The following is a 20,525-nucleotide window of genomic DNA, read 5'->3' on the forward strand; positions in this document are numbered from 1 at the left end:
GGGGGTCAGAACACGTGGACCAGGCGCAACAGGGCGTCGGTGCCGGCGAAACCGTTGTCGGTGGCGACGTTGCGCGACAGGCTGAACATCAGTTGGTTGCGCGAATCCAGCCAGTGGCCCAGCTCGAATCCGACTTGGGTGTAGCGCCGGTGGGTGTCGTCGATGCGTCGGTCGTCGATGCGCAGTTCGCCGCCATCGGCCTGGATCAGCCGCAGGGCGCCGTAGGTGCTGGGAGTGAAGTCGTAGGACGCGAAGGCTTGCAGGCGGTACAGCGGGTCCTGCTTGAGGTCGCTGCCCAGGTAGTCATCGTTGGTGGCGTAGAACTGGGCTTCTAGGTTGGCCTCCAGGACCCACTTCTCGCCCAGGCCCTGGGTGTAGTTGTAGACGAAGGTCGCGCCCCAGCGGTTGGCCCCTGGCGAGACCCCGGGCTCGCGGCTGTGGTACTCGCCCACCGGCAGCGTGATCAGGGTCAGCAAGCCGCTGTAGGTGCGACTTTGCGGCTGGTTGATGAAGAACAGCGTGCCGCCCACCTGGGGATCGCCGAAACCGCTCTCGCGACTACGGCGCGTGGCACCGGGCAGGCGCGCATCGGTGTCGACGAAGGGCACGATGAACTGCGGCGTGCACAGGGTGCCGCACAGGTCGCTGAAGAACACCTGGCGGTAGGCCATGGCATTGACCCGCAGGTCGGCCTTGCCGGTGGTGTCGGCCGGGCCATGGAAGCTGCCGGCGCGAGTGGCGGGCAGGTACAGCACGCCGAGGCTGGTGCCTACCGGGGCGGCGAAGAAGTCCCGGGCGTTGAGATCGGCGGCCTGGGGCGACAGGCTGGCCAGGGTGCTGGCCACGGCGAGCGCGGTACGGATGAGGTTCCTGGTCATGGGCGATGCGTCTCTTGTTGGCGTTGTTGTGCGGCGCAGGGCTTGCCGGCAGGCGGCAGGGGCTGGAAACCGGGCAAGGGCTGCCCGTGGCCGTCACGGGTGACGGCGCGAATCAGCGTGGGAAGGCGCGACGCGGGTCAGTCGGGCGGGGCGTGCAGCAGCTGGGCGATGCGCGCCTTGTCCTTGACCCCGAGCTTGCTGTAGATGGCGCGGATGTGATGGCGCACGGTGTTGGGCGACATGCCCAGGTCGCGCGCCACTTCCTTGTAGGTCTTGCCGTCGCCGAAGCTTTGCGCGACCTCGTTTTCCCGGGGGCTGAGCTGGGGTAGCAAGGTGCGGCTGCGGGCCGCCAGCAGGAACAGGTCGCCCACCGCCTGGGACTCCACTTGCAGGCATTTGCCTTCGTAGTTGCCCAGCTCCAGGGGTTGCGGCAGCTGCGGGCCGCTCCAGTGCGGCCATTCGTTGAGCAGCAGTTCGACGAAGCCACTCTCGGCGCAGTGCAGCACGCCGCGCTGGTCGCAGACCGCCAGGGCCAGGTTGCGCGGCCGGGTGAGTTGCTCGCGGGTGGCCACCAGGGTGCGGATCTGGTTGGCCGAGACCGCCGCCACCAGGTGCAGCATCAGGTTGTCCAGCAGCTCGCGGTCGTGCGCGGTAAAACGCGCTGCGCCGGGTTGGCGATACAGGGCCAGGTGGCTGCTCAGGTGGGTATGGGGGTCGATGTGCACCACGCACAACAGCTCGCCGATGTTGTACAGGCGCCCCAGCCAGTTCAGGCCGGCGCCGTTGTCCGGAGCGGCCATATCGACGATCACCGACCGGCCCGGGACCTGGTGCACCCGGCTCACGGTGACATCGACATGGCGGATCGATTGCCAGTCCGGCAGGTAGCTGGGAGGCAGGCAGTACAGGTAGCAGCTGTGCTCGTCCGGCACGCCGTTTACCAGGGCCGAGCGGCCCCACCAGGCGCTGTCGAAGGGCAGCAACCTGGCGATGCGGGCCAGGGCGTGCTGGTGCAGGTGCTCGATGTCTTTGTTCTGGGCCAGTTGCTGCAAGGCCAGGACCAGTTCGCTGAAGGCCTGCAAGCGGCCGGGCGCAGGGGGCTGGGATCGACTCATGGCGCGGTACCTCGGGGCGACGTTGTTATTGTTTTCGTCACTGAAGGATCGACGGCCGGTACGCCAGGGCAGGCGTGGGCAGGGCCTGGGTCGAGTATCGGCGCCTGGACCTCTGGCCGCCATCCTACAGATGCAGGAGGCGGCGCGGGGGCCAGGCCGGTAGGGCGGGGTTCAGGCGGCCTGGCAGGGCCGGGGCAGGCGGTGGAAGCTGCGGCTGAAGTACACCAGCGAATCACCGCGCTCCTGCACGCTGATCTCGTCCAGCTCCACTAGCATCAGCGAGTGGGTGCCGATTTCCTGGACCTCGGTGATCCGTCCCTGCAGGCTGGCCAGGGCATCCTCCAGCACCGGCAAGGCCTGCAGGCCGTCGCGCCAGGGGTGCAGGCCGAAGCGCTGGTCCATGGCCACGCCGGTCATGCCGGCGAAGTGCCGGGCCAGGTCTTCATGGGCGCCGCTGAGGATGTTCACGCACAGCCGGCCATTGCCCTTGAACACCGGGTTCAGGGCGCTGTTGCGGTTGACGCAGACCATCAGCGTCGGCGGGCTGTCGGTGATCGAGCACACCGCCGTGGCGGTGATGCCGCAACGGCCGGCCGGGCCATTGCTGGTGATGACGTTGACCGCCGCGGTCATGTGCGCCATGGCGTTGCGAAAGGCGAGTTGCTTGGGGTCGAGTACGGACATGAGAGTTCTCCGAAGGCCTGGGTGGCGAGGGCACGTGGCCCTCGCTGCGCACGACTACTGGCGGATGCGGTCGAGCATGTTGATGTCGTCGGGGTTGGTCAGGTGCGGCACGGTCCAGCCGTCGAGGTCGTAGTCGCTCAGGCACTTGTCCACCAGGGCGGTCATGGCTTGCATCGAGCCGCTGGCCTGGGCGTGGCGCAGGCACTGCATGCGGATCTCGTCCTGGCTGCCGGCGTAGTTGATCTCGTACAGCTCGTGGCGGCCGCCGAACTCGGTGCCGATGGCATCCCACAACAGCTTGAGGATCTTGATCCGCTCTTCGTGGCCCATGCCTCCCGAACCGCGGCAATAGGTGCCCAGGTACTGGTTGAGCACGGGGTCCTTGAGGTCCCGGGAACCGGAGGGCAGGTAGATCAGGCCGCTGGCCACCACCTGCTCGATGATCTTCTTGATCTCGGTATAGGCCTGGGGCGCCAGCACCCGGTAAGCCTGCAGGGCCTGGGCGCTGGGCAGGTAGACACCGTTTTGCCACTCGCTGGCATTGCCGTGCATGGCGTCCGTCAGGGACCAGAACAGGTTGCGCCAGGCCACCACCTCGCCGACCTGGGCCTGGACCCCGCGAAACTCCAGGGCGCCGGTGCATTGCAGGGCCTTGACCAGCAGGCCGCTGATGAAGTCCAGCTTGACCGCCAGCCGGGTGCAGCCCTGCATCGGGAACAACCGGCCGAACCCGCCCTGGGGGAACCACTGCCGGCAACGCTCGAAGTCGCGGTAGATCAGCACGTTCTCCCAGGGGATGAACACCTTGTCCATGATCAGGATCGCGTCGTTCTCGTCGAAGCGGCTGGACAGCGGGTAGTCGAAGGGCGAACCGCTCATGCCGGCCTGGAGTTCGTAGGAGGGGCGGCAGATCAGCTTCATGCCCCGGGTGTTCATCGGCGCGATGAACATCAGGGCGAAATCGGTGTTGTCCCCCAGCAACTGGGCCGAGCCCTGGCCGACGAAGTTGTAGTGGGTCAGCGCCGAGTTGGTGGCCACCACCTTGGCGCCGCTGACGATGATCCCGCCTTCGACTTCCTCGTCCACCGAGATGAACACATCCTTGACCTGGTCCACCGGTTTGTCGCGGTCGATGGGCGGGTTGACGATGGCGTGGTTGAGGTAGAGGCAGGCCTCCTGGATGCGCTTGTACCAGGTCCGCGCGTTGTCGGCGAAGGGGCCGTAGAACTCGGCGTTGGCTCCCAGGACGCTGCCGAAGGCCGCCTTGTAGTCGGGGCTGCGGCCCATCCAGCCGTAGGTCAGGCGCGACCAGTCGGCGATGGCGTCACGCTGCTGGCGCAACTCGTCGGGGCTTTTGGCCGAACGGAAGAACTTGTGGGTGTAGCCGCCATTGCCGGTGTCGGTGGGCCAGCACAGTTGCTCATGGGTGGCCGGGTCGTGCAGGGCGTCGTACAGGCGGGCCATGGAGGCGGCCGAGTTGCGAAAGGCCGGGTGGGTGGTGACGTCCTTGACCCGGTCGCCATAGATGTAGATTTCACGGTCGTCGCGCAGGCTGGCCAGGTATTCGGCACCGGTCAGCGGGCGATCGGAGGAGGCACGAAAGTCTTCGGGTTTCATATCCAGTCTCGGCGTTGTTTTTATTGACCGGGACCATGATGGGCAGCGGCGGGCGGCGCAGAAATGGCTTTTTCGGCGAATGGCTTGCACTTTCCATGGGCTTGCCGGGAACTGCCGCGAACCGGGGCAAAAACTCCTGGGCAGCGCGTTTTGGCCCATCCCTGGACCGCCATCAGTGCTTTATCGATTCACTTCGCGTTGTGGCGTTTCAGTCCTGAGTCAGCGGTCATTTCCGGGATTTTTTTTACGAATCAGCCATATGAAAGCGCAACTTCGGCCGATATCCAGGATAGGCCCAAGGACCCCGGTGCCAAGGTTTCCGACGTCGGCGCAGCGCTGATGCGCGGAGCATTCAATGGCAAGGATGCTGATCGTCATGTTCTCCTGCGAGAGTCGCCCTATGACCCTGCGTAACCTGAATATCGCCCCTCGAGCTTTCCTCGGTTTTGCCTTCATTGCCTTGCTGGTCGTCGTGCTGGGGGTGTTCGCGGTCAATCGCATGTCGATCATCCGCGAGGCCTCGGTCGACATGGAAGGCAACCAACTGCCTAGCGTCAGCTACCTGGGCAACCTCACGGAGAACGTGCTGCGCCTGCGGATCTTGTCGTTCCGGGTGCTGGTCAACCGCGAACCGGCGGGCCTGGCCGAAGCACAGACGCGCATCGGCGTGCTGGTGGACAAGGTGCGCCAGGCCCAGGCCAGCTACGCTGCGCTGCCGGCAGGGCCCCAGGAGGCGGCGTTGTACAAGACCTTCTCCACCACCCTGGAGAACTACCTGCAGGCTCAGAAGGAGATGCTCGAGCTGTCGCGCCAGGACAACCTCGATGCAATGCGCCAGCTGATCAACACCCGGATCAAGGACGGCACCGACCAGATGGGCGAGCAACTGAACCAGTTGATCGCCATCAACGCCGCCGATGCCACGGCCGCCTCCAAGGCCGCCGGCGAGCACTACGGCAGCGCGATCGCCGGGATCGTCATCGTCGCGCTGATCGCTGCCGCGCTGACCATCATCCTGGCGTTGCTGCTGACCCGCAGTATCGTCAGTCCGTTGAACAAGGCATTGAACGCCGCCGAGGTGATCGCCGGCGGCAACCTGCGCCAGAGCATCGAAGTCGACGGCAAGGACGAACCGGCGCGGCTGCTGCGGGCATTGGCCGAAATGCAGGCGAGCCTGCGCCGCACCATCGAGCAGATCGCCGGTTCGGCGACCCAGGTGGCCTCGGCTTCCGAGCAACTGAGCGCGGTGACCGAGGAAACCTCCCGTGGCGTCCAGCAGCAGAACACCGAGATCGAGCAGGCCGCTACCGCCGTCAACGAGATGACCGCGGCGGTGGAAGAGGTGGCACGCAACGCGGTGTCGACTTCCGAGGCTTCGCAGCAATCGACCCAGGCCGCCCGTGACGGCCGCGACCGGGTGGTGCAGACCGTCGATGCGATCCAGACCATGGCCCACGACGTGCAGAACACCTCGGTGATGATCGAGGGCCTGGCCACCCAGGGCCGGGACATCGGCAAGGTCCTGGACGTGATCCGGGCCATTGCCGAGCAGACCAACCTGCTGGCTCTCAACGCTGCCATCGAGGCGGCCCGGGCCGGCGAGGCCGGGCGCGGCTTCGCGGTAGTGGCCGACGAAGTGCGGGCCCTGGCCCATCGCACCGCCCAGTCGACCCAGGAGATCGAGAAGATGGTGGCCGGCATCCAGAACGGCACCGGCCACGCCGTGGAGTCGATGCAGCAGAGCAACCAGCGCACCCAGAGCACCCTGGACCTGGCTCGCGCCGCCGGCGAGGCCCTGGAGCAGATCGCCGAGTCCATCAACCAGATCAACGAGCGCAACCTGGTGATCGCCAGCGCCTCGGAGGAGCAGGCCCAGGTGTCCCGCGAGGTGGACCGCAACCTGGTGAACATCCGCGACCTGGCGACCCAGTCGGCGGCCGGGGCCAACCAGACCAGCGCCGCCAGCCACGAGCTGTCGCGCCTGGCGGTGGAGCTCAACGCCATGGTTGCGCGCTTCGTGATCTGACCTGACGCCGCCGTGGGCGGCGCTCGACGAGTCGGGTTGCAGCACCTAGGGTTTGGGCTGAGGCGTCTTCCAAGGAGAAAGCCATGCGCTACTCAGCCCTGACCCAGCGGATCGCCGGCGAAGGTTCCGCGGCCTGGAACATCCATTACCGGGCCCTGGCCCTGCGTGAGCAGGGACGCGATGTGTTGCTGCTGACGGTGGGCGACCCGGACTTCGATACTCCAGGTCCGGTGGTCCAGGCGGCGATCGACAGCTTGCTGGCCGGCGATACCCATTATTCGGACGTACGCGGCAACCTGGCCTTGCGCAGTTGCATCGCCCAGTGCCATCACCAACGCAGTGGCCAGGTGGTGGATGCCGAGCATGTGGTGGTGCTGCCGGGGGCGCAGTGCGCGGTGTTCTCGGTGGCCCAGTGCCTGGTGGGCCCAGGTGACGAGGTGCTGGTGGCCGAACCCATGTACGTCACCTACGAAGGGGTGATCGGCGCCTGTGGCGCGACCGTGGTGCCGGTGCCGGTGCGGGCCGAGCGCGGCTTCTGCGTCGATCCGCTGGACGTCGCCGCGCGGATCGGTCCGCGCACCCGGGCCATGCTGCTCAACAGCCCGAACAATCCCTCCGGCGCCAGCCTGTCCCTGGATGACTGGCAGGCCCTGGCGCGCTTGTGCCTGGAGCACGACCTGTGGCTGATCTGCGATGAGGTCTACAGCGACTTGCTGTATGAGGGGCAGCACCTGAGTCCGGGCAGCCTGCCCCGCATGGGCGAGCGCACCGCCACCATCAACAGCCTGTCCAAGTCCCATGCCATGAGCGGCTGGCGGATCGGTTGGGTGATCGCCCCGACGGTGTTGGCCGGGCACCTGGCCAACCTGGCCCTGTGCATGCTCTACGGCTTGCCCGAGTTCATCCAGAACGCCGCGGTGGTGGCGCTGTCCAGCGATTTGCCGGAGTTGGTGCAGATGCGCCAGGAGTACCGCCGGCGCCGCGACCTGGTGTGTTCGATGCTGCAAGAGTGCCCTGGCTTGCAACCGGTGCGTCCCGATGGCGGCATGTTCGTCATGGTCGATATCCGCCGCACCGGCCTTGGTGCCCAGGCCTTCGCCGATGGCCTGCTGGAGGGCCATGGCGTTTCGGTGCTGGCCGGGGATGCCTTCGGCCCCAGCGTCGTCGGGCACGTGCGTATCGCCCTGGTGCTGGATTGCCAGCTGCTGGCCGAAGCTTGCCGGCGCATCGTCCGTTTCACGGCGCAATTGCCTGCGCAATGACTAGAGCTGTCATGCGATCGATCCGCTTCGCGGTGGCCGTCGATGACGTGCCGGCTGGCCTATGGCTTGGGGCGCAGGGCGCACCAGGCCAGGCCCAGGGCGAGGCTGAACAGGCCGGTCAGGGCTTGCAAGGACCCGGCAGCACTGTCGGCCAGGACGTTGGCCAGCAGCCCGCAAGCAGCGGTCATGGCCATCTGGATGAAGAAGAACAGGCCCGAGGCACTGCCGGCCACCGCCGCATAGGGTTGCAGGATCGCCAGCTGGCAGGCGGGAATCGCCAGGCCCACCGACAGCATGATCGCCAGCATCGGCAGGACGATGGCCAGCAAGCTGTCGGGCCACAAGCTGCGGGTGGCCAGCAGCAAGCCTGCCGCCAGCAGGTTCAGCAGCGTGGCGCGGGCGATCAGGTGGTCGGCGCCGAGCCTGGGGGCCAGGTGCTGGAACAGGCGTGAGCCCAGCAGGTAACCGGCCACGGTGACGGCGAACACCAGGGCATAGCTGCCCGAGGACAGGCCCAGGCCGCGCTGGAGCAAGGCCGGCGATTGCAGGATGAAGGGGAAATAAGTGCAGTACAGGCAGCCGATGGCCAGGGAGTAACGCATGAAGTAGCGCGTGCCCAGCAAGCGCAGGTACAGCCGTGGCAGGCTTTCCCGGGGCGTCGCCAGGGGCTGGGGCACGCGGGTCTCCGCCAGCCTGGCAAGCATCAGCAGCCACACCGCGGCCGCCACCAGGCCCAGGGCCAGGAACAGGCCGCGCCAGCCCAGCAATTGCTCCAGCAGGCTGCCAAGAACTGGTGCCAGCATCGGCGACAAGGCGATGCCCATGGACAACAGGCCCAGCAGCCGCGCCTGTTCCGCCGGCGGGCAGCGATCACGCACCATGACCCGGCCCACCAGGGTGCCGCTGCAGCCACCCAGGGCCTGTAGCAGGCGGGCGGCCATCAATACCTCGACCCGGCTGGCGAACATGCAGGCCAGGGTGGCCAGCAGGAACAGCGCCATGCCCCACAGCAGCACCGGACGCCGGCCAAACCGGTCGCAGAGCGGTCCGCCCAGGAGCATCGACAGGGCGTAGCCGAGCATGTACAGGCTCAGGGTCAGTTGCAGCTGGGCATCGCTGGCCCCCAGTTCGTCGGCCATGGCCGGCAAGGCCGGCAGATACAGGTCGATGCTGATCCGCGGCAGGCAGACCACCACCAGCAACAGCAAGGTCCAGAGCCAGGGGGCCAGGTCTTGCGCGGCGGCGGGAGAGAGGGGCGGGGTATCGGTGGTCGGTCGCATGGTCGGCTCGCAACAAGGGCTTGGCCGGGACGTTAAGGGCTTTATGGTTTAATGCGCAGAGCCATTTACAGTCATTTCGAGTGGACCACTATGAGCCGTGGCAAATACCCCGTTCCCCTGGACTTGCCGCTGCCACAGGCCCTGGGCGAGGGCTTGGGCAAGCAGGACAGCGCCTATGGCGCCTTGCGCCAGGCGATCCTGGACAAGCGCCTGGCGGCGGGTTGCCGCTTGCCTTCGACGCGGACCCTGGCCCAGCGCTGGGCCATGTCCCGGGGCACCCTGGAGGTGGTGTTCGACCGCTTGCGCAGCGAGGGTTACGTCAGCCGGGCCGCAGGTTCCGGGACCCGGGTCTGCGCGGTGGTGCCGGATCTCTACCTGAGTGCGCCGCTTGCCGTGGCGCCTGCGGCCAGTAACGAGGATGGCCCGAGGCCGCAGCCCCAGGGCGTGCGTGCCGGCCAGCCCTTCGTCGCACGCCTGGCCGACCCGGCGCTGTTCCCCCTGGCGCGCTGGACCCGCTCCCTGACCCGGGCCCTGGCCGGCGCCCCGGCCCAGTCGCTGTGCGACCACGACCCCGGGGGCCTGCCGCAACTGCGCCAGCAGATCGCCCAGTACCTGGGACAGCATCGGGGTATCGCTTGCGAGCCTGCGCAAGTGATGGTCACCACCGGCATTCGCCATGGCCTCGACCTGCTGGCCCGCAGCCTGCTGCGACCGGGGGACGAGGTCTGCCTGGAAGACCCCGGCTACCTGTCGGCCAGGGAGCTGTTCGCCCTGGCCGGGGCACAGGCGATACCGGTGCCGGTGCTGGAGGAGGGCATCGATGTGGACCGCCTGCATGAGCATGGCGCGGCGCGGATGGTCTACGTCACGCCAGCGCACCAGGCGCCCTTGGGCATGACCATGCCGGTGTCTCGGCGCCTGGCGTTGCTGGAGTGGGCGCGGCGCAGTGGCGCCTGGGTGGTGGAGGATGACTACGACAGCGAGTTCAATTACCAGAGCGCCCCCCTGGCGGCGCTCAAGTCCCTGGATCGCGACGATCGGGTGATCTACTGCGGCAGCTTCAACAAGACCCTGTTCGCCGGCCTGCGGGTGGGCTTCATGCTGGTGCCCGACGCCTTGCGCGAGCGGCTGCTGGCCACTTTGCAGAGCACCGGGCGCTCAGTGGGGGTGATCGAGCAACTGGCCCTGGCCGACTACATCGCCAGCGGCGCCTTTTTGCGTTACCTGCGGGCCGCCCGCCAGGCCTACCAGGAGCGCCGCGACCTGCTGCTGGCGATCCTGGCCCGGGAGGCCCCGGGCTGCTACAGCATCAGCGGGCAACAAGCGGGCCTGCACCTGCTGCTGCACCTGCCGCCGGGTGGCGATGAAGCGCGGTTGCGCCAGCGCGCCGCTGCGCTCGGGATCGTCCTGCAAGGGCTGGCCGAGCATTGCCAGCAGGTGCGCCCGGGCCCGGCGGTGATCATCGGCTATGCCGCCTTGAGCCTGGCGCAGATCCGCTTCAGTGGCTCGCGCCTGGCGGCCCTGTTGGTGGATGAGGCCCGGCAAGCCCGGGCCGGGGCATGACTGTCATGGCGCTGTCATATTCGCCGGCCATGCTCGGCACCCCGGCCCCAGGGCCTTCGTATTGCACAAGGACGTCATGATCATTGTCACCTCCGGCGCGGCCTACCTGGACATGGACGCCTACGCCGGCTGCATCGCCTACGCCGAATGGCTCAACCTGCGCGGCCAGCCGGCCCGGGCCCTGAGCAGCGCGCCGCTGAACGAAAGCATCCCCCGGCAACTGCGCTCGGCCCTAAAGGGCCTGGACGCGCCGGGACCTGCTAGCCGCGACGATGTGTTCGTGCTGGTGGACGTTTCCAATCACCTGCACCTGGACCCGCTGGTGGATCTTGCACGGGTGGTGGAGGTCATCGACCATCATCCCGGGTTCGAAGGGTTCTGGGCCGAGCGCCTGGGGCCGCGTGCGGATATCCGCCGGATCGGCGCCGCCTGCACCCAGGTCTATGAGCGCTGGCGCGACTCGGGGCTGCTGGCGCAGATGAGCCGCGACAGTGCGCAATTGCTGGCAGCGGGAATTCTCGACAACACCCTGAACTTCACCGCCCGGATCTGCACCGATGCCGATCGCCAGGCCTATGCCATGCTGGCCCGGCACGCCGGGTTGGACGAGCAGTGGCCTGCATGCTACTTCGACCAGTGCCAGCGCCAGATCGAGGAACAACTGGAGCAGGCCCTGCACAAGGACCTGAAAGTCCTCGGGGAAGAGAGCAACCTGCCCAGGCGTTTCGCCCAGTTGACCTTGTGGAATGCCGATCGCTTGCTGCGCCAGCAACGGCCCTTGATCGAAAAGGTGCTGGGGCAGTGGGGCGATGACTGGCTGCTGAACCTGATCAGCCTCGGCGAGGGGCGCAGCTACTTGCTCAGTGGTGGAGCCGCGAGTGCGCAGAAGCTGGACCGGCTGCTAGAGTGCCCGGCCGTGAATGGCCTGCACTGCCTGGACCGGCCGATCTTGCGCAAGGAGTTGCTGCGCATGGGCCTGGCCTGGCAGGCACCGATGACCCCGAGGTAACCGTGGACCTGGATCAAGCCTTGCAGCAAGTGGTGGATGAGCAAAGTTTCCTGGCGTTCGTCCAGGCCTTGAGTGCCGACCGACGCCAAGCCAGCGACTGGCAGAACGACTCCATCGAGGACTTCCTCGACTCCGCCCATGCCTGGGCCGAAGCCAGTGCCATGGGCGCCAGCCAGGGGTTGGCCGACGCCTCACCGTGGAAGCGCTTCGCGGTGTTCCTGTACTGCGGCAAGATCTACGAATGAGGCGCCCGCTGCGCGGCTAATCCTCGAAGCCGCCTTGCTCGTGGATTTCATCCATCTTCAGCTCCAGGCGGTAGGCCACGGCGATGAACAGCGCCTGGCACAGGCACAAGGTGGCGCTCAGCGAACGGAAGGCGAACGAGCTGCCCTCGTTGACCAGCAGCACGCTGTTGGCGCGCTTGGCCAGGGGCGAGAGGGTGCTGTCGGTGATGATCAGGGTCTTGGCCTGGTGGTGCTGGGCAATCCGCAGGCAGTGCTGGGTTTCCTTGGCGTAGGGCGTGAAGCTGATGGCGATCACCAGGTCGCCGGGGCGGATGCTGCGCATCTGCTCGCGGTAGCTGCCACCGAGCCCCGAGACCAGGTGGATGCGCTTGTTGGTGTGCTGCAGGTTGTAGACCAGGTAGTCGGCCACCGCGAAGGAGCGCCGCACCCCCACCACGTAGATGTTCTCGGCATTGACCACCAGGTCCACGGCTCGCTCCAGGGCCGCCTCGTCCAGCTCCTGTTCCAGGCGCTCGATCCCCGAGAGGGTGGCGCCGATGCAGTCGCGAGCCAGGTCGGCACTGCTGGCCTTCTGTGATTTGTTGGCGATCAGGCTGCGGATGCGCTGCTGGTAGTTCTGTACCGGCGTGGCCTTGTGGGTATAGGCCTCGCGGAACAACGCCTGCATGTCACTGAAGCCGCGAAAGCCCAGGCGCTGGGAGAAACGCACGATGGCCGAGGGGTGCACTTCGCATTCGCGGGCGATGTCGCTGATGCGATCGACCATGATCCGGTCGCGCTGCTGGCTCATGTAGCTGGCGATACGCTTGAGCTGGCGCGGCAGGCTTTCGTATTCCCGGGCGATCAGTTGCAGCAGGCCCTCGGCATCGAGCGGGCGAGTGGCGAGGTCGCTGTCCGGGGTGCCTTCGGACAAGGCCGGCTGATCGGTATGGGGCATGGTCAATCCTTCTTGCGGTGCTGATGGGGCGAGCCTGGGTAGTGCCCCTGAGACTAGGCGGACTGCGGGCAGTCTACAGGGTCGGCGCCGGGAAAATCTTGCCGGCCGGGGCCTGCAGCGCATTGCTGAAACGATGCAGGGCACAGATTCCGGCGTGCAGCGAACTTTAGTGGAAAAAATATTCCATGTAAAAAATTTTAGAATAAATATTGATCTGGCAGTGAAAGCCGTTCTAGTCTGCACCCACCAAGAGTGCTTGCCGAGGAACCGGCGGCAGGCAGCGGCTGATAACAATAACAGGAGCCAGCATGGGCCAGGACCGCTTTACCAGTGGGCGTCAATTGGATCTGATCTGCCTCGGACGCCTGGGCGTCGACCTCTACGCGCAGCAAGTGGGGGCCCGCCTGGAAGATGTCGCCAGTTTTGCCAAGTACCTTGGCGGCTCGTCCGCCAACATCGCTTTCGGTACCGCGCGCCTGGGCCTGAAGTCGGCGATGCTGACCCGGGTCGGCGACGACCACATGGGGCGCTTCCTGCTGGAGTCGTTGCAGCGCGAAGGCTGCGACACCCGCGCCGTGCGGGTCGATCCCGAGCGCCTGACGGCCCTGGTCCTGCTGGGCCTCAAGGACCGCGAGAGTTTTCCCCTGGTGTTCTATCGCGAGAACTGCGCCGACATGGCCCTGGCCGCCGAGGACATCGACGAGGCCTTCATCGCCTCCAGCAAGGCGCTGCTGATCACCGGCACGCATTTTTCCAGCGACCAGGTCTACCGGGCCAGCATCCAGGCCCTCGACTATGCCCAGCGCCACGGGGTGCGGCGAGTGCTGGACATCGACTATCGGCCGGTGCTCTGGGGCCTGGCGGCCAAGGCCGATGGCCAGACCCGCTTCGTCGCCGACCGCCAGGTCAGCCAGCATGTGCAGGGCATCCTGCCGCGCTTCGAACTGATCGTCGGCACCGAGGAGGAGTTCCTGATCGCCGGGGGCGAGCCGGATTTGCTGGCGGCCCTGCGCCGGGTGCGCGAGCTCACGGCCGCGACCCTGGTGGTCAAGCTCGGGCCCAGGGGCTGCACGGTGATCCATGGGGCCATTCCCCGCCATCTGGAGGCGTTGCAGGTGCACCAGGGCGTGCAGGTCGAGGTGCTGAACGTACTGGGCGCCGGCGATGCGTTCATGTCCGGCTTCCTCAGTGGCTGGCTGGAGGGGGCGGACGATGAGCGCTGCTGCCAACTGGCCAATGCCTGCGGCGCCCTGGTGGTCTCGCGCCATGCCTGTGCCCCGGCGATGCCGACCCGTGCCGAGCTCGACTACCTGTTCGGCAGCCCGCGGCCCATCACCCGTCCGGACCAAGACCCGACCCTGCGGCGCCTGCACCAGGTCAGCGTGCCGCGCAAGGCGTGGCGGCCGCTGTTCATCTTCGCCTTCGATCATCGCGGGCAACTGGTGGAGCTGGCCCGCCAGGGTGGGCGCGAGCTCAAGGTCATCGAACAACTCAAGCTGCTGTTCGTCGAGGCGGTGCAGCGGGTCGAGGCCGACCTGCGACGCGAAGGCGTCGAGGCTGATGTCGGCGTGTTGGCGGACCAGCGCTTCGGCCAGGATGCATTGAACGCCGCCACCGGTCGTGGCTGGTGGGTGGCACGCCCGGTGGAACTGCAGGGTTCGCGGCCCCTGGTGTTCGAGCAGGGCCGGGCCATTGGCAGCAACCTGATTGCCTGGCCCCAGGAGCAGATCATCAAGTGCCTGGTGCAATTTCATCCCGATGACGAACCCATGCTGCGCCTGGAGCAGGAGGCGCAGATCCGCGCCCTGTACCAGGCGTCCCAGGCCAGCGGCCATGAGTTGCTGCTGGAGGTCATCCCGCCCAAGGACTTGCCCGGGGCCCATCCCGAGGTGCTGTACCGGGCCATCAAGCGCCTCTACAACCTGGGCATCTACCCGGCCTGGTGGAAGATCGAGGCCCAGGATCGCGAGCAGTGGCAGCGCCTGGACCAGTTGATCCAGGAGCGTGATCCCTACTGCCGCGGGGTGGTATTGCTGGGGCTCAACGCCTCGCCCCAGGCCCTGGCCGAGGGCTTTCGCCAGGCCGCCGGCAGCAGCAGTTGCCGGGGCTTCGCCGTGGGTCGCACGATCTTCCAGGAGCCCAGCCGTGCCTGGCTGGCGGGGGAGATCGACGACCAGCAACTGATCGAGCAAGTACAGGGCACGTTCGTCCAGTTGATCGAGGCCTGGCGCAGCGCCCGCCCGTGAACGCCCCAGGCCTTGGTGGCGAGGCGGTTTTTTAGAGTGCGATCCGAACAACAATAAAAGGTGCAGCCATGCCCGCGATCCGAATTGGCATCAACCCGATTTCCTGGAGCAATGACGACCTGCCGTCCCTGGGGGGCGAGACGCCCCTGGACACGGCGCTGGCCGAAGGCAAGGCCATCGGCTACGAGGGCTTCGAGCTCAACGGCAAGTTCCCCAGGGATGCCCAGGGGGTGGCCGAGGTGCTGCGGCCCTACGAGCTGGCGCTGGTTTCCGGCTGGTACAGCGGCCAGTTGGCGCGGCGCTCGGTGGCCGAGGAGATCGAAGCCATCGCCGCCCATGTGCAGTTGCTGGCGCACAATGGCGCCACGGTGCTGGTCTATGGCGAGGTGGCCGACTCGATCCAGGGCCAACCCATCGCCCTGGTGGAGCGCCCGCGCTTTCACGCCGAACAGGCCTGGCAGGAATATGCCGACAAGCTCACCGAGCTGGCCCGTTTCACCCTCTCCCAGGGCGTGCGCCTGGCCTATCACCACCATATGGGCGCCTACGTCGAATCGCCGCAGGACATCGACCAGCTGATGCGCCGCAGCGGCCCCGAGGTGGGCCTGCTGTTCGACTCCGGGCATTGCTACATGGGCGGTGGCGAGCCCCTGGAAGTGTTGCGCCGGCATGTCGGGCGGGTCTGCCATGTGCATTTCAAGGATGTGCGCAAGCCGGTGGTGCAGTTGGCGCGCAACCAGCTCTGGAGTTTTCCCGACTGTATCGTCAACGGCACCTTTACCGTGCCCGGTGATGGCGACCTGGATTTTGCCGCGTTGCTGCAGGTGTTGCTGGGCGCCGGTTACCAGGGCTGGCTGGTGGTGGAGGCCGAGCAGGACCCGGCGGTGGCCCCCAGCGAGGTCTATGCCCGCAAAGGCTATGACACCCTGCGCGCCTTGCTGGCCAGTGCCGGGCACGGGAGGGCTGCTCGATGAGCCTGCTGGTCAAGGGCACGAGCGCGGGCCAGGAGCTGGTGCGACTCGAGGAAGGCCGTTTGCAGTACGTGGGTTTCGCCGCCTACCGCCTGGGCCCGGACGAAAGCCTGCCGGTCAGTGCCGGTGAACGCGAGCTATGCCTGGTGTTGCTGGCCGGGCATGTGCGGGTCGAGGGCGAGGCGCCGGGGCATGGTGCATTCCGTTGGGAGGGGATCGGCGAGCGCCAATCGGTGTTCGAGGACCTGGCGCCGTTCGCCGTCTACCTGCCGCCGGGCTGCCAGGCCCGGATCACCGCGCTGGACCCGGTGCAGCTGGCGGTCTGCGCAGCCCCCGGTTGCCGCGAGGCCGGGCTGGCGCCGCGGCTGATCCGCCCGCAGCAGTGCGCGCGCAGCGTACGGGGCAAGGGCGCCAATACCCGTTATGTCTGCGACATCCTGCCGGCCAGCGAGCCTGCGCATTCGCTGCTGGTGGTGGAGGTGCGCACGCCATCCGGGCATTCCTCCAGCTACCCGCCCCACAAGCACGATACCGACGACCTGCCGCACCAGAGCTTTCTCGAAGAGACCTACTACCACCAGGTCGACCCGCCCCAGGGCTTCGTGTTCCAGCGGGTGTACACCGACGATCGACGACTGGACGAAGCCATGGCCGTGGAGCACCACGACCTGGTGGTGGTCCCCGAGGGTTATCACCCGGTCTGCGTGCCGTACGGCTACCAGTCCTACTACCTGAATGTCATGGCCGGGCCGAAACGCGCCTGGCAATTCCACAACGATCCGCAGCACAGCTGGCTGCTCGATCTCTGAGAGCGCCACGCCATAGGGAGAGTCAGCCACATGCCCCGGCCCTTGCGTTTTGCCTTGAACCGGATGGTCGCGCCGAGCTTGTCGCTGGTGGAATTCCTCGACCTGGCGCTGGAGTTGCGGATCGATGCCATCGAGTTGCGCAACGACCTGCCGGGCGTGGAAATCACCGATGGCACGCCGCCGGAGCGGGTTCGCGAGCTGTGCGCGAGCCGTGGCGTGCGGGTGCTGTCGATCAATGCGCTGTACCCCTTCGATGTCTGGAACCCGGAGCGCGAGCGGCAACTGCGGCAATTGACCGAGTATGCCGTGGCCTGCGGTGCCAGGGGGTTGGTGCTGTGTCCGCTGAATGAGGCCGGGGACCCGCGCGATGCCGCGCAGCGGGCATTGGCGCTGCGCAGCGCCCTCGAGGGAATCGCCCCGGTACTGCGCCGGCATGGCCTGTACGGCTTCATCGAGCCCCTGGGTTTTCAGGAGAGCGCCTTGCGCAGCAAGCGCCTGGCGCTGGAGGCGGTCCGCGATACCGCCAGCCTGGATGTCCTGCGCCTGCTGCACGACACTTTCCATCACCGCCTGGCTGGAGAGCAGGAGCTGTTCGCCGAACTGACCGGCCTGGTGCATATCTCGGGGGTCGAGGATGCGCAGGCGCCTCTGGGCCTGTTGCGCGATGGCCATCGGGTGCTGGTGGGCGCGGCGGATCGGCTCGGCAACGTGGCGCAACTCAAGGCGCTGTTGCACCAGGGCTACACCGGCTACCTGTCGTTCGAGCCTTTCGCCGCCTGCGTCCATGGCCTGGTGGATGTCCGCCAGGCCCTGGGCGCCAGCATCGACCATCTGCGCCGGGCCCTGGAATGAGTGCCCGGCGCGACGTCCCTATACCTTGCAAGGAGCTGAAATGAGCACGCTACGCCTGACCATGGCCCAGGCCCTGGTGAAGTTCCTCGACAACCAGTACGTCGAGGTGGATGGACAACAGAGCCGCTTCGTCGCCGGAGTCTTCACCATCTTCGGCCACGGCAACGTGCTGGGCATCGGCCAGGCCCTGCAGCAGGACCCGGGTGGCCTGCAGGTGCATCAGGGGCGCAACGAGCAGGGCATGGCCCACGCGGCCATCGGTTTCGCCAAGCAACGCCTGCGTCGGCAGGTCTATGCCTGTACCGCCTCGGTGGGGCCTGGTGCGGCGAACATGCTGACCGCGGCCGCCACCGCCACGGCCAATCGCATCCCCTTGCTGCTGTTGCCCGGCGATGTGTTCGCCAGCCGCCAGCCGGACCCGGTGTTGCAACAGATCGAGCAGTTCCATGACCTGGGCATCAGCACCAACGATGCCTTCAAGGCCGTGAGCAAGTACTGGGACCGGATCAACCGTCCGGAACAATTGATGAGTGCCGCATTGCAGGCCATGCGGGTGCTGACCGACCCGGCGGAAACTGGCGCGGTGACCCTGGCGCTGCCCCAGGACGTACAGGCCGAGGCCTACGACTATCCCGAGGCGTTCTTCGCCCGCCGGGTCCACCGTATCGATCGGCGCCTGCCCACCGCGGCCATGCTGGCCGATGCCACGGCGCTGCTGCTGGGCAAGCGCCGGCCGCTGATCATCTGCGGTGGCGGGGTCAAGTACTCCGCCGCCGGCGAGGCGCTGCAGGCGTTCGCCGAGCGTTTCGCGATTCCCGTGGCCGAGACCCAGGCGGGCAAGAGCGCGCTGCTCTCGAGCCATCCGCTGAACGTCGGCGGCATTGGCGAGACCGGCTGCCTGGCGGCCAACCTGTTGGCCCGGGAGGCCGACCTGATCATCGGCGTGGGGACGCGCTACAGCGATTTCACCACGTCCTCGAAATGGCTGTTCCAGCATCCGCAGGTGCAGTTCCTCAATCTCAACGTCAACCCCGGCGACGCCCTGAAGCTCGATGGCGTGCAACTGTTGGCCGATGCCCGCGCCGGCTTGCAGGGCCTGTCGCAGGTCCTGGTGGAGCGTGACTATCGCGCCGGCTGGGGCGAGCAGGTGGCGACGGCCAAGGCGCAGCTGGCGGCCGAGGTGCAGCGCCTGCATGGCGTGCAGTATTCGGCGCAGGCCTTCGTGCCCGAGGTCGACGACTCACTGGACCCGGCGGTGCTGCGCGAGTTCATCGAGCTCACCGGCTCCTGCCTGACCCAGAGCCAGGTCCTGGGCGTGCTCAACCAGGTGCTGGACGAAGACGCGGTGATCGTCGCCGCCGCCGGCAGCCTGCCCGGCGACTTGCAGCGCAGCTGGGCCAGCAAGGGGCTCAACAGCTACCACGTGGAGTACGGCTATTCGTGCATGGGCTACGAGGTCGGCGCGGCCCTGGGGGTCAAGCTCGCCGAGCCTGGGCGCGAGGTCTATGCGCTGCTGGGGGACGGCTCCTACCTGATGCTGCATTCGGAGCTGGTCACCTCGCTCCAGGAACGGCGCAAGATCAACCTGGTATTGCTGGACAACATGGCCTTCGGTTGCATCAACAACCTGCAACTGGGCCAGGGCCAGGACAGCTTCGCCACTGAATTTCGCTATCGCGACCCGCTCACGGGCCGGCTCGACGGCGGCCTGATCCCGGTGGACTACGCCATGAGCGCCGCGGCCTACGGTTGCAAGACCTACCGGGTCACCAGCCTCGAGCAGTTGCAGGCGGCCCTGGCGGATGCCCGCCGGCAGACGGTCTCGACCCTGATCGACATCAAGGTCCTGCCCAAGACCATGCTCCATGGCTACCAGTCCTGGTGGCATGTGGGGGTGGCCCAAGTCTCTGACAGCGAGCGGGTTGCCGCCGCGTCCCGGGCCATTGCCGCCGAACTGGCCAGGGCCCGCCAGTATTGATCCTTTGCCACGAACAACCACAGGAGTACATCCATGTCTTTGCAGCTAGGCGTTATCGGGACCGGGGCCATCGGCCAGGATCACATCCGGCGTTGCAGCCAGACCCTGCAGGGCAGCCGGGTCGTGGCCGTGACCGACATCGATCGGCAACAGGCGGCGCGGGTGGTCGACGACCTGCAACTGCAGGCTGAAGTCCATGCAGACGGCCATGCCTTGATCCGCTCGCCGCTGGTGCAGGCGGTGCTGGTCACGTCCTGGGGCCCCAGCCACGAGGAGTTCGTGCTGGCGGCCATCGCCGCCGGCAAGCCGGTGTTCTGCGAGAAACCCCTGGCGGTGACCGCCGAAGGCTGTCGGCGCATCGTCGAGGCCGAGCTGGCCCACGGCAAGCGCCTGGTCCAGGTGGGCTTCATGCGCCCTTATGACGCTGGCTACCAGGCGCTGAAGGCCGTGGTCGACAGCGGTCGGATCGGCACGCCGCTGATGCTGCACTGCGCCCACCGCAATCCGCGGGTAGGGCCGAACTACAAGACCGACATGGCCATTACCGACACCCTGATCCACGAACTGGACGTGCTGCGCTGGTTGCTGGACGACGACTACGTCTCGGTGCAGGTGCTGTTCCCCAGGGTTTCGAGCAAGGCCCATGGGCAACTGCGCGACCCGCAGATCGTGCTGCTGGAGACCGCCCGTGGGGTGCGGATCGATGTGGAGATTTTCGTCAACTGCCAATACGGCTACGACATCCAGTGCGAGGTGGTGGGCGAGAGCGGTATCGCGCGCCTGCCCGAGCCGCCCCAGGTGCAACTGCGCAGCGCCGCCAACCTGTCCAGCGCCATCCTCATGGACTGGAAGGAGCGCTTCATCGCCGCCTATGACGTCGAGCTGCAAGCCTTCATCGATGCCGTAGCGGCAGGGCAGGTGGGAGGCCCCTCGGCCTGGGACGGCCTGGCGGCGGCGGTGGCTGCCGACGCTTGCATCCAGGCCCAGCAGAGCGGGGCCATCGTGCCGGTGCACTTGCCGCCGCGCCCCGCATTCTATGGCTGAGAGGCCCGG

The 20,525-nt window shown here is 67.1% G+C and carries 16 protein-coding genes and 2 pseudogenes; 12 read left to right on the plus strand and 6 right to left on the minus strand.

The features are described 5' to 3' along the window. Nucleotides 1-5: 5 nt before the first annotated feature. The 4 genes from CAG11_RS30100 to hpaB form a co-directional block, all read right to left on the minus strand. Entirely contained in the window at nucleotides 6-878 is an 873-nt protein-coding gene (locus CAG11_RS30100; RefSeq protein WP_085599902.1) for a transporter, read from the minus strand. A gap of 137 nt (nucleotides 879-1,015) precedes the next feature. Next, entirely contained in the window at nucleotides 1,016-1,993 is a 978-nt protein-coding gene (locus CAG11_RS30105; protein WP_085599904.1) for a helix-turn-helix transcriptional regulator, read from the minus strand. Nucleotides 1,994-2,164: 171 nt separating this feature from the next. After that, complete coding sequence (hpaC, locus tag CAG11_RS30110) at nucleotides 2,165-2,677, minus strand: 4-hydroxyphenylacetate 3-monooxygenase, reductase component (protein ID WP_053130693.1); 513 nt, start codon at nucleotides 2,675-2,677, stop codon at nucleotides 2,165-2,167. A 54-nt stretch (nucleotides 2,678-2,731) separates the two neighbouring features. Further along, nucleotides 2,732-4,294: a 4-hydroxyphenylacetate 3-monooxygenase, oxygenase component gene (gene hpaB / locus CAG11_RS30115; protein WP_085599906.1), complete on the minus strand. Its 1,563-nt coding sequence runs from the start codon at nucleotides 4,292-4,294 to the stop codon at nucleotides 2,732-2,734. A 400-nt stretch (nucleotides 4,295-4,694) separates the two neighbouring features. Between hpaB and CAG11_RS34585 the strand changes: the two are divergent. The 3 genes and pseudogenes from CAG11_RS34585 to CAG11_RS30125 form a co-directional block, all read left to right on the plus strand. After that, nucleotides 4,695-5,414, plus strand: a pseudogene (locus CAG11_RS34585) (MCP four helix bundle domain-containing protein); the annotation flags it as partial. Between the two features lie 306 nt (nucleotides 5,415-5,720). Further along, nucleotides 5,721-6,320 (plus strand): annotated as a pseudogene (locus CAG11_RS34590) (methyl-accepting chemotaxis protein); the annotation flags it as partial. An 83-nt stretch (nucleotides 6,321-6,403) separates the two neighbouring features. Then, entirely contained in the window at nucleotides 6,404-7,582 is a 1,179-nt protein-coding gene (locus tag CAG11_RS30125) for a pyridoxal phosphate-dependent aminotransferase (RefSeq protein WP_085599910.1), read from the plus strand. Nucleotides 7,583-7,641: 59 nt separating this feature from the next. Here CAG11_RS30125 and CAG11_RS30130 read toward each other — a convergent pair whose 3' ends face one another. Then, on the minus strand, nucleotides 7,642-8,862 hold the full coding sequence (locus CAG11_RS30130; RefSeq protein ID WP_085599912.1) for a multidrug effflux MFS transporter: 1,221 nt from the start codon (nucleotides 8,860-8,862) through the stop codon (nucleotides 7,642-7,644). Between the two features lie 90 nt (nucleotides 8,863-8,952). On the opposite strand from CAG11_RS30130, the gene CAG11_RS30135 reads away from it, so the two are divergent. From CAG11_RS30135 to CAG11_RS30145, 3 genes are all read left to right on the plus strand, one after another. Beyond that, nucleotides 8,953-10,425 (plus strand): PLP-dependent aminotransferase family protein, encoded by a 1,473-nt coding sequence (locus CAG11_RS30135; RefSeq protein WP_085599914.1) that lies wholly within the window; start codon nucleotides 8,953-8,955, stop codon nucleotides 10,423-10,425. Nucleotides 10,426-10,501: 76 nt separating this feature from the next. Continuing rightward, nucleotides 10,502-11,434: a DHH family phosphoesterase gene (locus CAG11_RS30140; RefSeq protein ID WP_085599916.1), complete on the plus strand. Its 933-nt coding sequence runs from the start codon at nucleotides 10,502-10,504 to the stop codon at nucleotides 11,432-11,434. A 2-nt stretch (nucleotides 11,435-11,436) separates the two neighbouring features. Continuing rightward, nucleotides 11,437-11,679: a hypothetical protein gene (locus CAG11_RS30145; RefSeq protein ID WP_085599918.1), complete on the plus strand. Its 243-nt coding sequence runs from the start codon at nucleotides 11,437-11,439 to the stop codon at nucleotides 11,677-11,679. 16 nt (nucleotides 11,680-11,695) lie between these two features. Here the strand turns inward: CAG11_RS30145 and CAG11_RS30150 are convergent, their stop codons facing one another. Further along, nucleotides 11,696-12,616: a MurR/RpiR family transcriptional regulator gene (locus CAG11_RS30150; RefSeq protein ID WP_085599920.1), complete on the minus strand. Its 921-nt coding sequence runs from the start codon at nucleotides 12,614-12,616 to the stop codon at nucleotides 11,696-11,698. 308 nt (nucleotides 12,617-12,924) lie between these two features. On the opposite strand from CAG11_RS30150, the gene iolC reads away from it, so the two are divergent. The 6 genes from iolC (at nucleotide 12,925) to CAG11_RS30180 (ending at nucleotide 20,516) form a co-directional block, all read left to right on the plus strand. Further along, on the plus strand, nucleotides 12,925-14,862 hold the full coding sequence (iolC, locus tag CAG11_RS30155) for a 5-dehydro-2-deoxygluconokinase (protein WP_085599922.1): 1,938 nt from the start codon (nucleotides 12,925-12,927) through the stop codon (nucleotides 14,860-14,862). Nucleotides 14,863-14,930: 68 nt separating this feature from the next. Then, on the plus strand, nucleotides 14,931-15,836 hold the full coding sequence (iolE, locus tag CAG11_RS30160; RefSeq protein ID WP_053130668.1) for a myo-inosose-2 dehydratase: 906 nt from the start codon (nucleotides 14,931-14,933) through the stop codon (nucleotides 15,834-15,836). Continuing rightward, nucleotides 15,833-16,642 (plus strand): 5-deoxy-glucuronate isomerase, encoded by an 810-nt coding sequence (gene iolB / locus CAG11_RS30165; protein WP_085599924.1) that lies wholly within the window; start codon nucleotides 15,833-15,835, stop codon nucleotides 16,640-16,642. The genes iolE and iolB overlap by 4 nt, the downstream gene beginning before the upstream one ends. Nucleotides 16,643-16,672: 30 nt before the next feature. Beyond that, on the plus strand, nucleotides 16,673-17,494 hold the full coding sequence (locus CAG11_RS30170) for a TIM barrel protein (protein WP_085599926.1): 822 nt from the start codon (nucleotides 16,673-16,675) through the stop codon (nucleotides 17,492-17,494). Between the two features lie 40 nt (nucleotides 17,495-17,534). After that, nucleotides 17,535-19,472 (plus strand): 3D-(3,5/4)-trihydroxycyclohexane-1,2-dione acylhydrolase (decyclizing), encoded by a 1,938-nt coding sequence (iolD, locus tag CAG11_RS30175; RefSeq protein WP_085599928.1) that lies wholly within the window; start codon nucleotides 17,535-17,537, stop codon nucleotides 19,470-19,472. A 33-nt stretch (nucleotides 19,473-19,505) separates the two neighbouring features. Beyond that, nucleotides 19,506-20,516, plus strand: a complete 1,011-nt coding sequence (locus tag CAG11_RS30180; protein WP_085599930.1) for a Gfo/Idh/MocA family protein — start codon at nucleotides 19,506-19,508, stop codon at nucleotides 20,514-20,516. The last annotated feature ends 9 nt before the right edge of the window (nucleotides 20,517-20,525 follow it).

It is taken from the genome of Pseudomonas sp. B6(2017) (assembly GCF_002112765.1).
Lineage (GTDB): Bacteria > Pseudomonadota > Gammaproteobacteria > Pseudomonadales > Pseudomonadaceae > Aquipseudomonas > Aquipseudomonas piscis.

What these genes read in the sequence shown, in the direction of transcription:
- CAG11_RS30100 (WP_085599902.1), bottom strand. Translation starts at nt 878, where the DNA reads ATGACCAGGAACCTCATCCGTACCGCGCTCGCCGTGGCCAGCACCCTG.
- CAG11_RS30105 (WP_085599904.1), bottom strand. Translation starts at nt 1,993, where the DNA reads ATGAGTCGATCCCAGCCCCCTGCGCCCGGCCGCTTGCAGGCCTTCAGC.
- hpaC (WP_053130693.1), bottom strand. Translation starts at nt 2,677, where the DNA reads ATGTCCGTACTCGACCCCAAGCAACTCGCCTTTCGCAACGCCATGGCG.
- hpaB (WP_085599906.1), bottom strand. Translation starts at nt 4,294, where the DNA reads ATGAAACCCGAAGACTTTCGTGCCTCCTCCGATCGCCCGCTGACCGGT.
- CAG11_RS30125 (WP_085599910.1), top strand. Translation starts at nt 6,404, where the DNA reads ATGCGCTACTCAGCCCTGACCCAGCGGATCGCCGGCGAAGGTTCCGCG.
- CAG11_RS30130 (WP_085599912.1), bottom strand. Translation starts at nt 8,862, where the DNA reads ATGCGACCGACCACCGATACCCCGCCCCTCTCTCCCGCCGCCGCGCAA.
- CAG11_RS30135 (WP_085599914.1), top strand. Translation starts at nt 8,953, where the DNA reads ATGAGCCGTGGCAAATACCCCGTTCCCCTGGACTTGCCGCTGCCACAG.
- CAG11_RS30140 (WP_085599916.1), top strand. Translation starts at nt 10,502, where the DNA reads ATGATCATTGTCACCTCCGGCGCGGCCTACCTGGACATGGACGCCTAC.
- CAG11_RS30150 (WP_085599920.1), bottom strand. Translation starts at nt 12,616, where the DNA reads ATGCCCCATACCGATCAGCCGGCCTTGTCCGAAGGCACCCCGGACAGC.
- iolC (WP_085599922.1), top strand. Translation starts at nt 12,925, where the DNA reads ATGGGCCAGGACCGCTTTACCAGTGGGCGTCAATTGGATCTGATCTGC.
- iolE (WP_053130668.1), top strand. Translation starts at nt 14,931, where the DNA reads ATGCCCGCGATCCGAATTGGCATCAACCCGATTTCCTGGAGCAATGAC.
- iolB (WP_085599924.1), top strand. Translation starts at nt 15,833, where the DNA reads ATGAGCCTGCTGGTCAAGGGCACGAGCGCGGGCCAGGAGCTGGTGCGA.
- CAG11_RS30170 (WP_085599926.1), top strand. Translation starts at nt 16,673, where the DNA reads ATGCCCCGGCCCTTGCGTTTTGCCTTGAACCGGATGGTCGCGCCGAGC.
- iolD (WP_085599928.1), top strand. Translation starts at nt 17,535, where the DNA reads ATGAGCACGCTACGCCTGACCATGGCCCAGGCCCTGGTGAAGTTCCTC.
- CAG11_RS30180 (WP_085599930.1), top strand. Translation starts at nt 19,506, where the DNA reads ATGTCTTTGCAGCTAGGCGTTATCGGGACCGGGGCCATCGGCCAGGAT.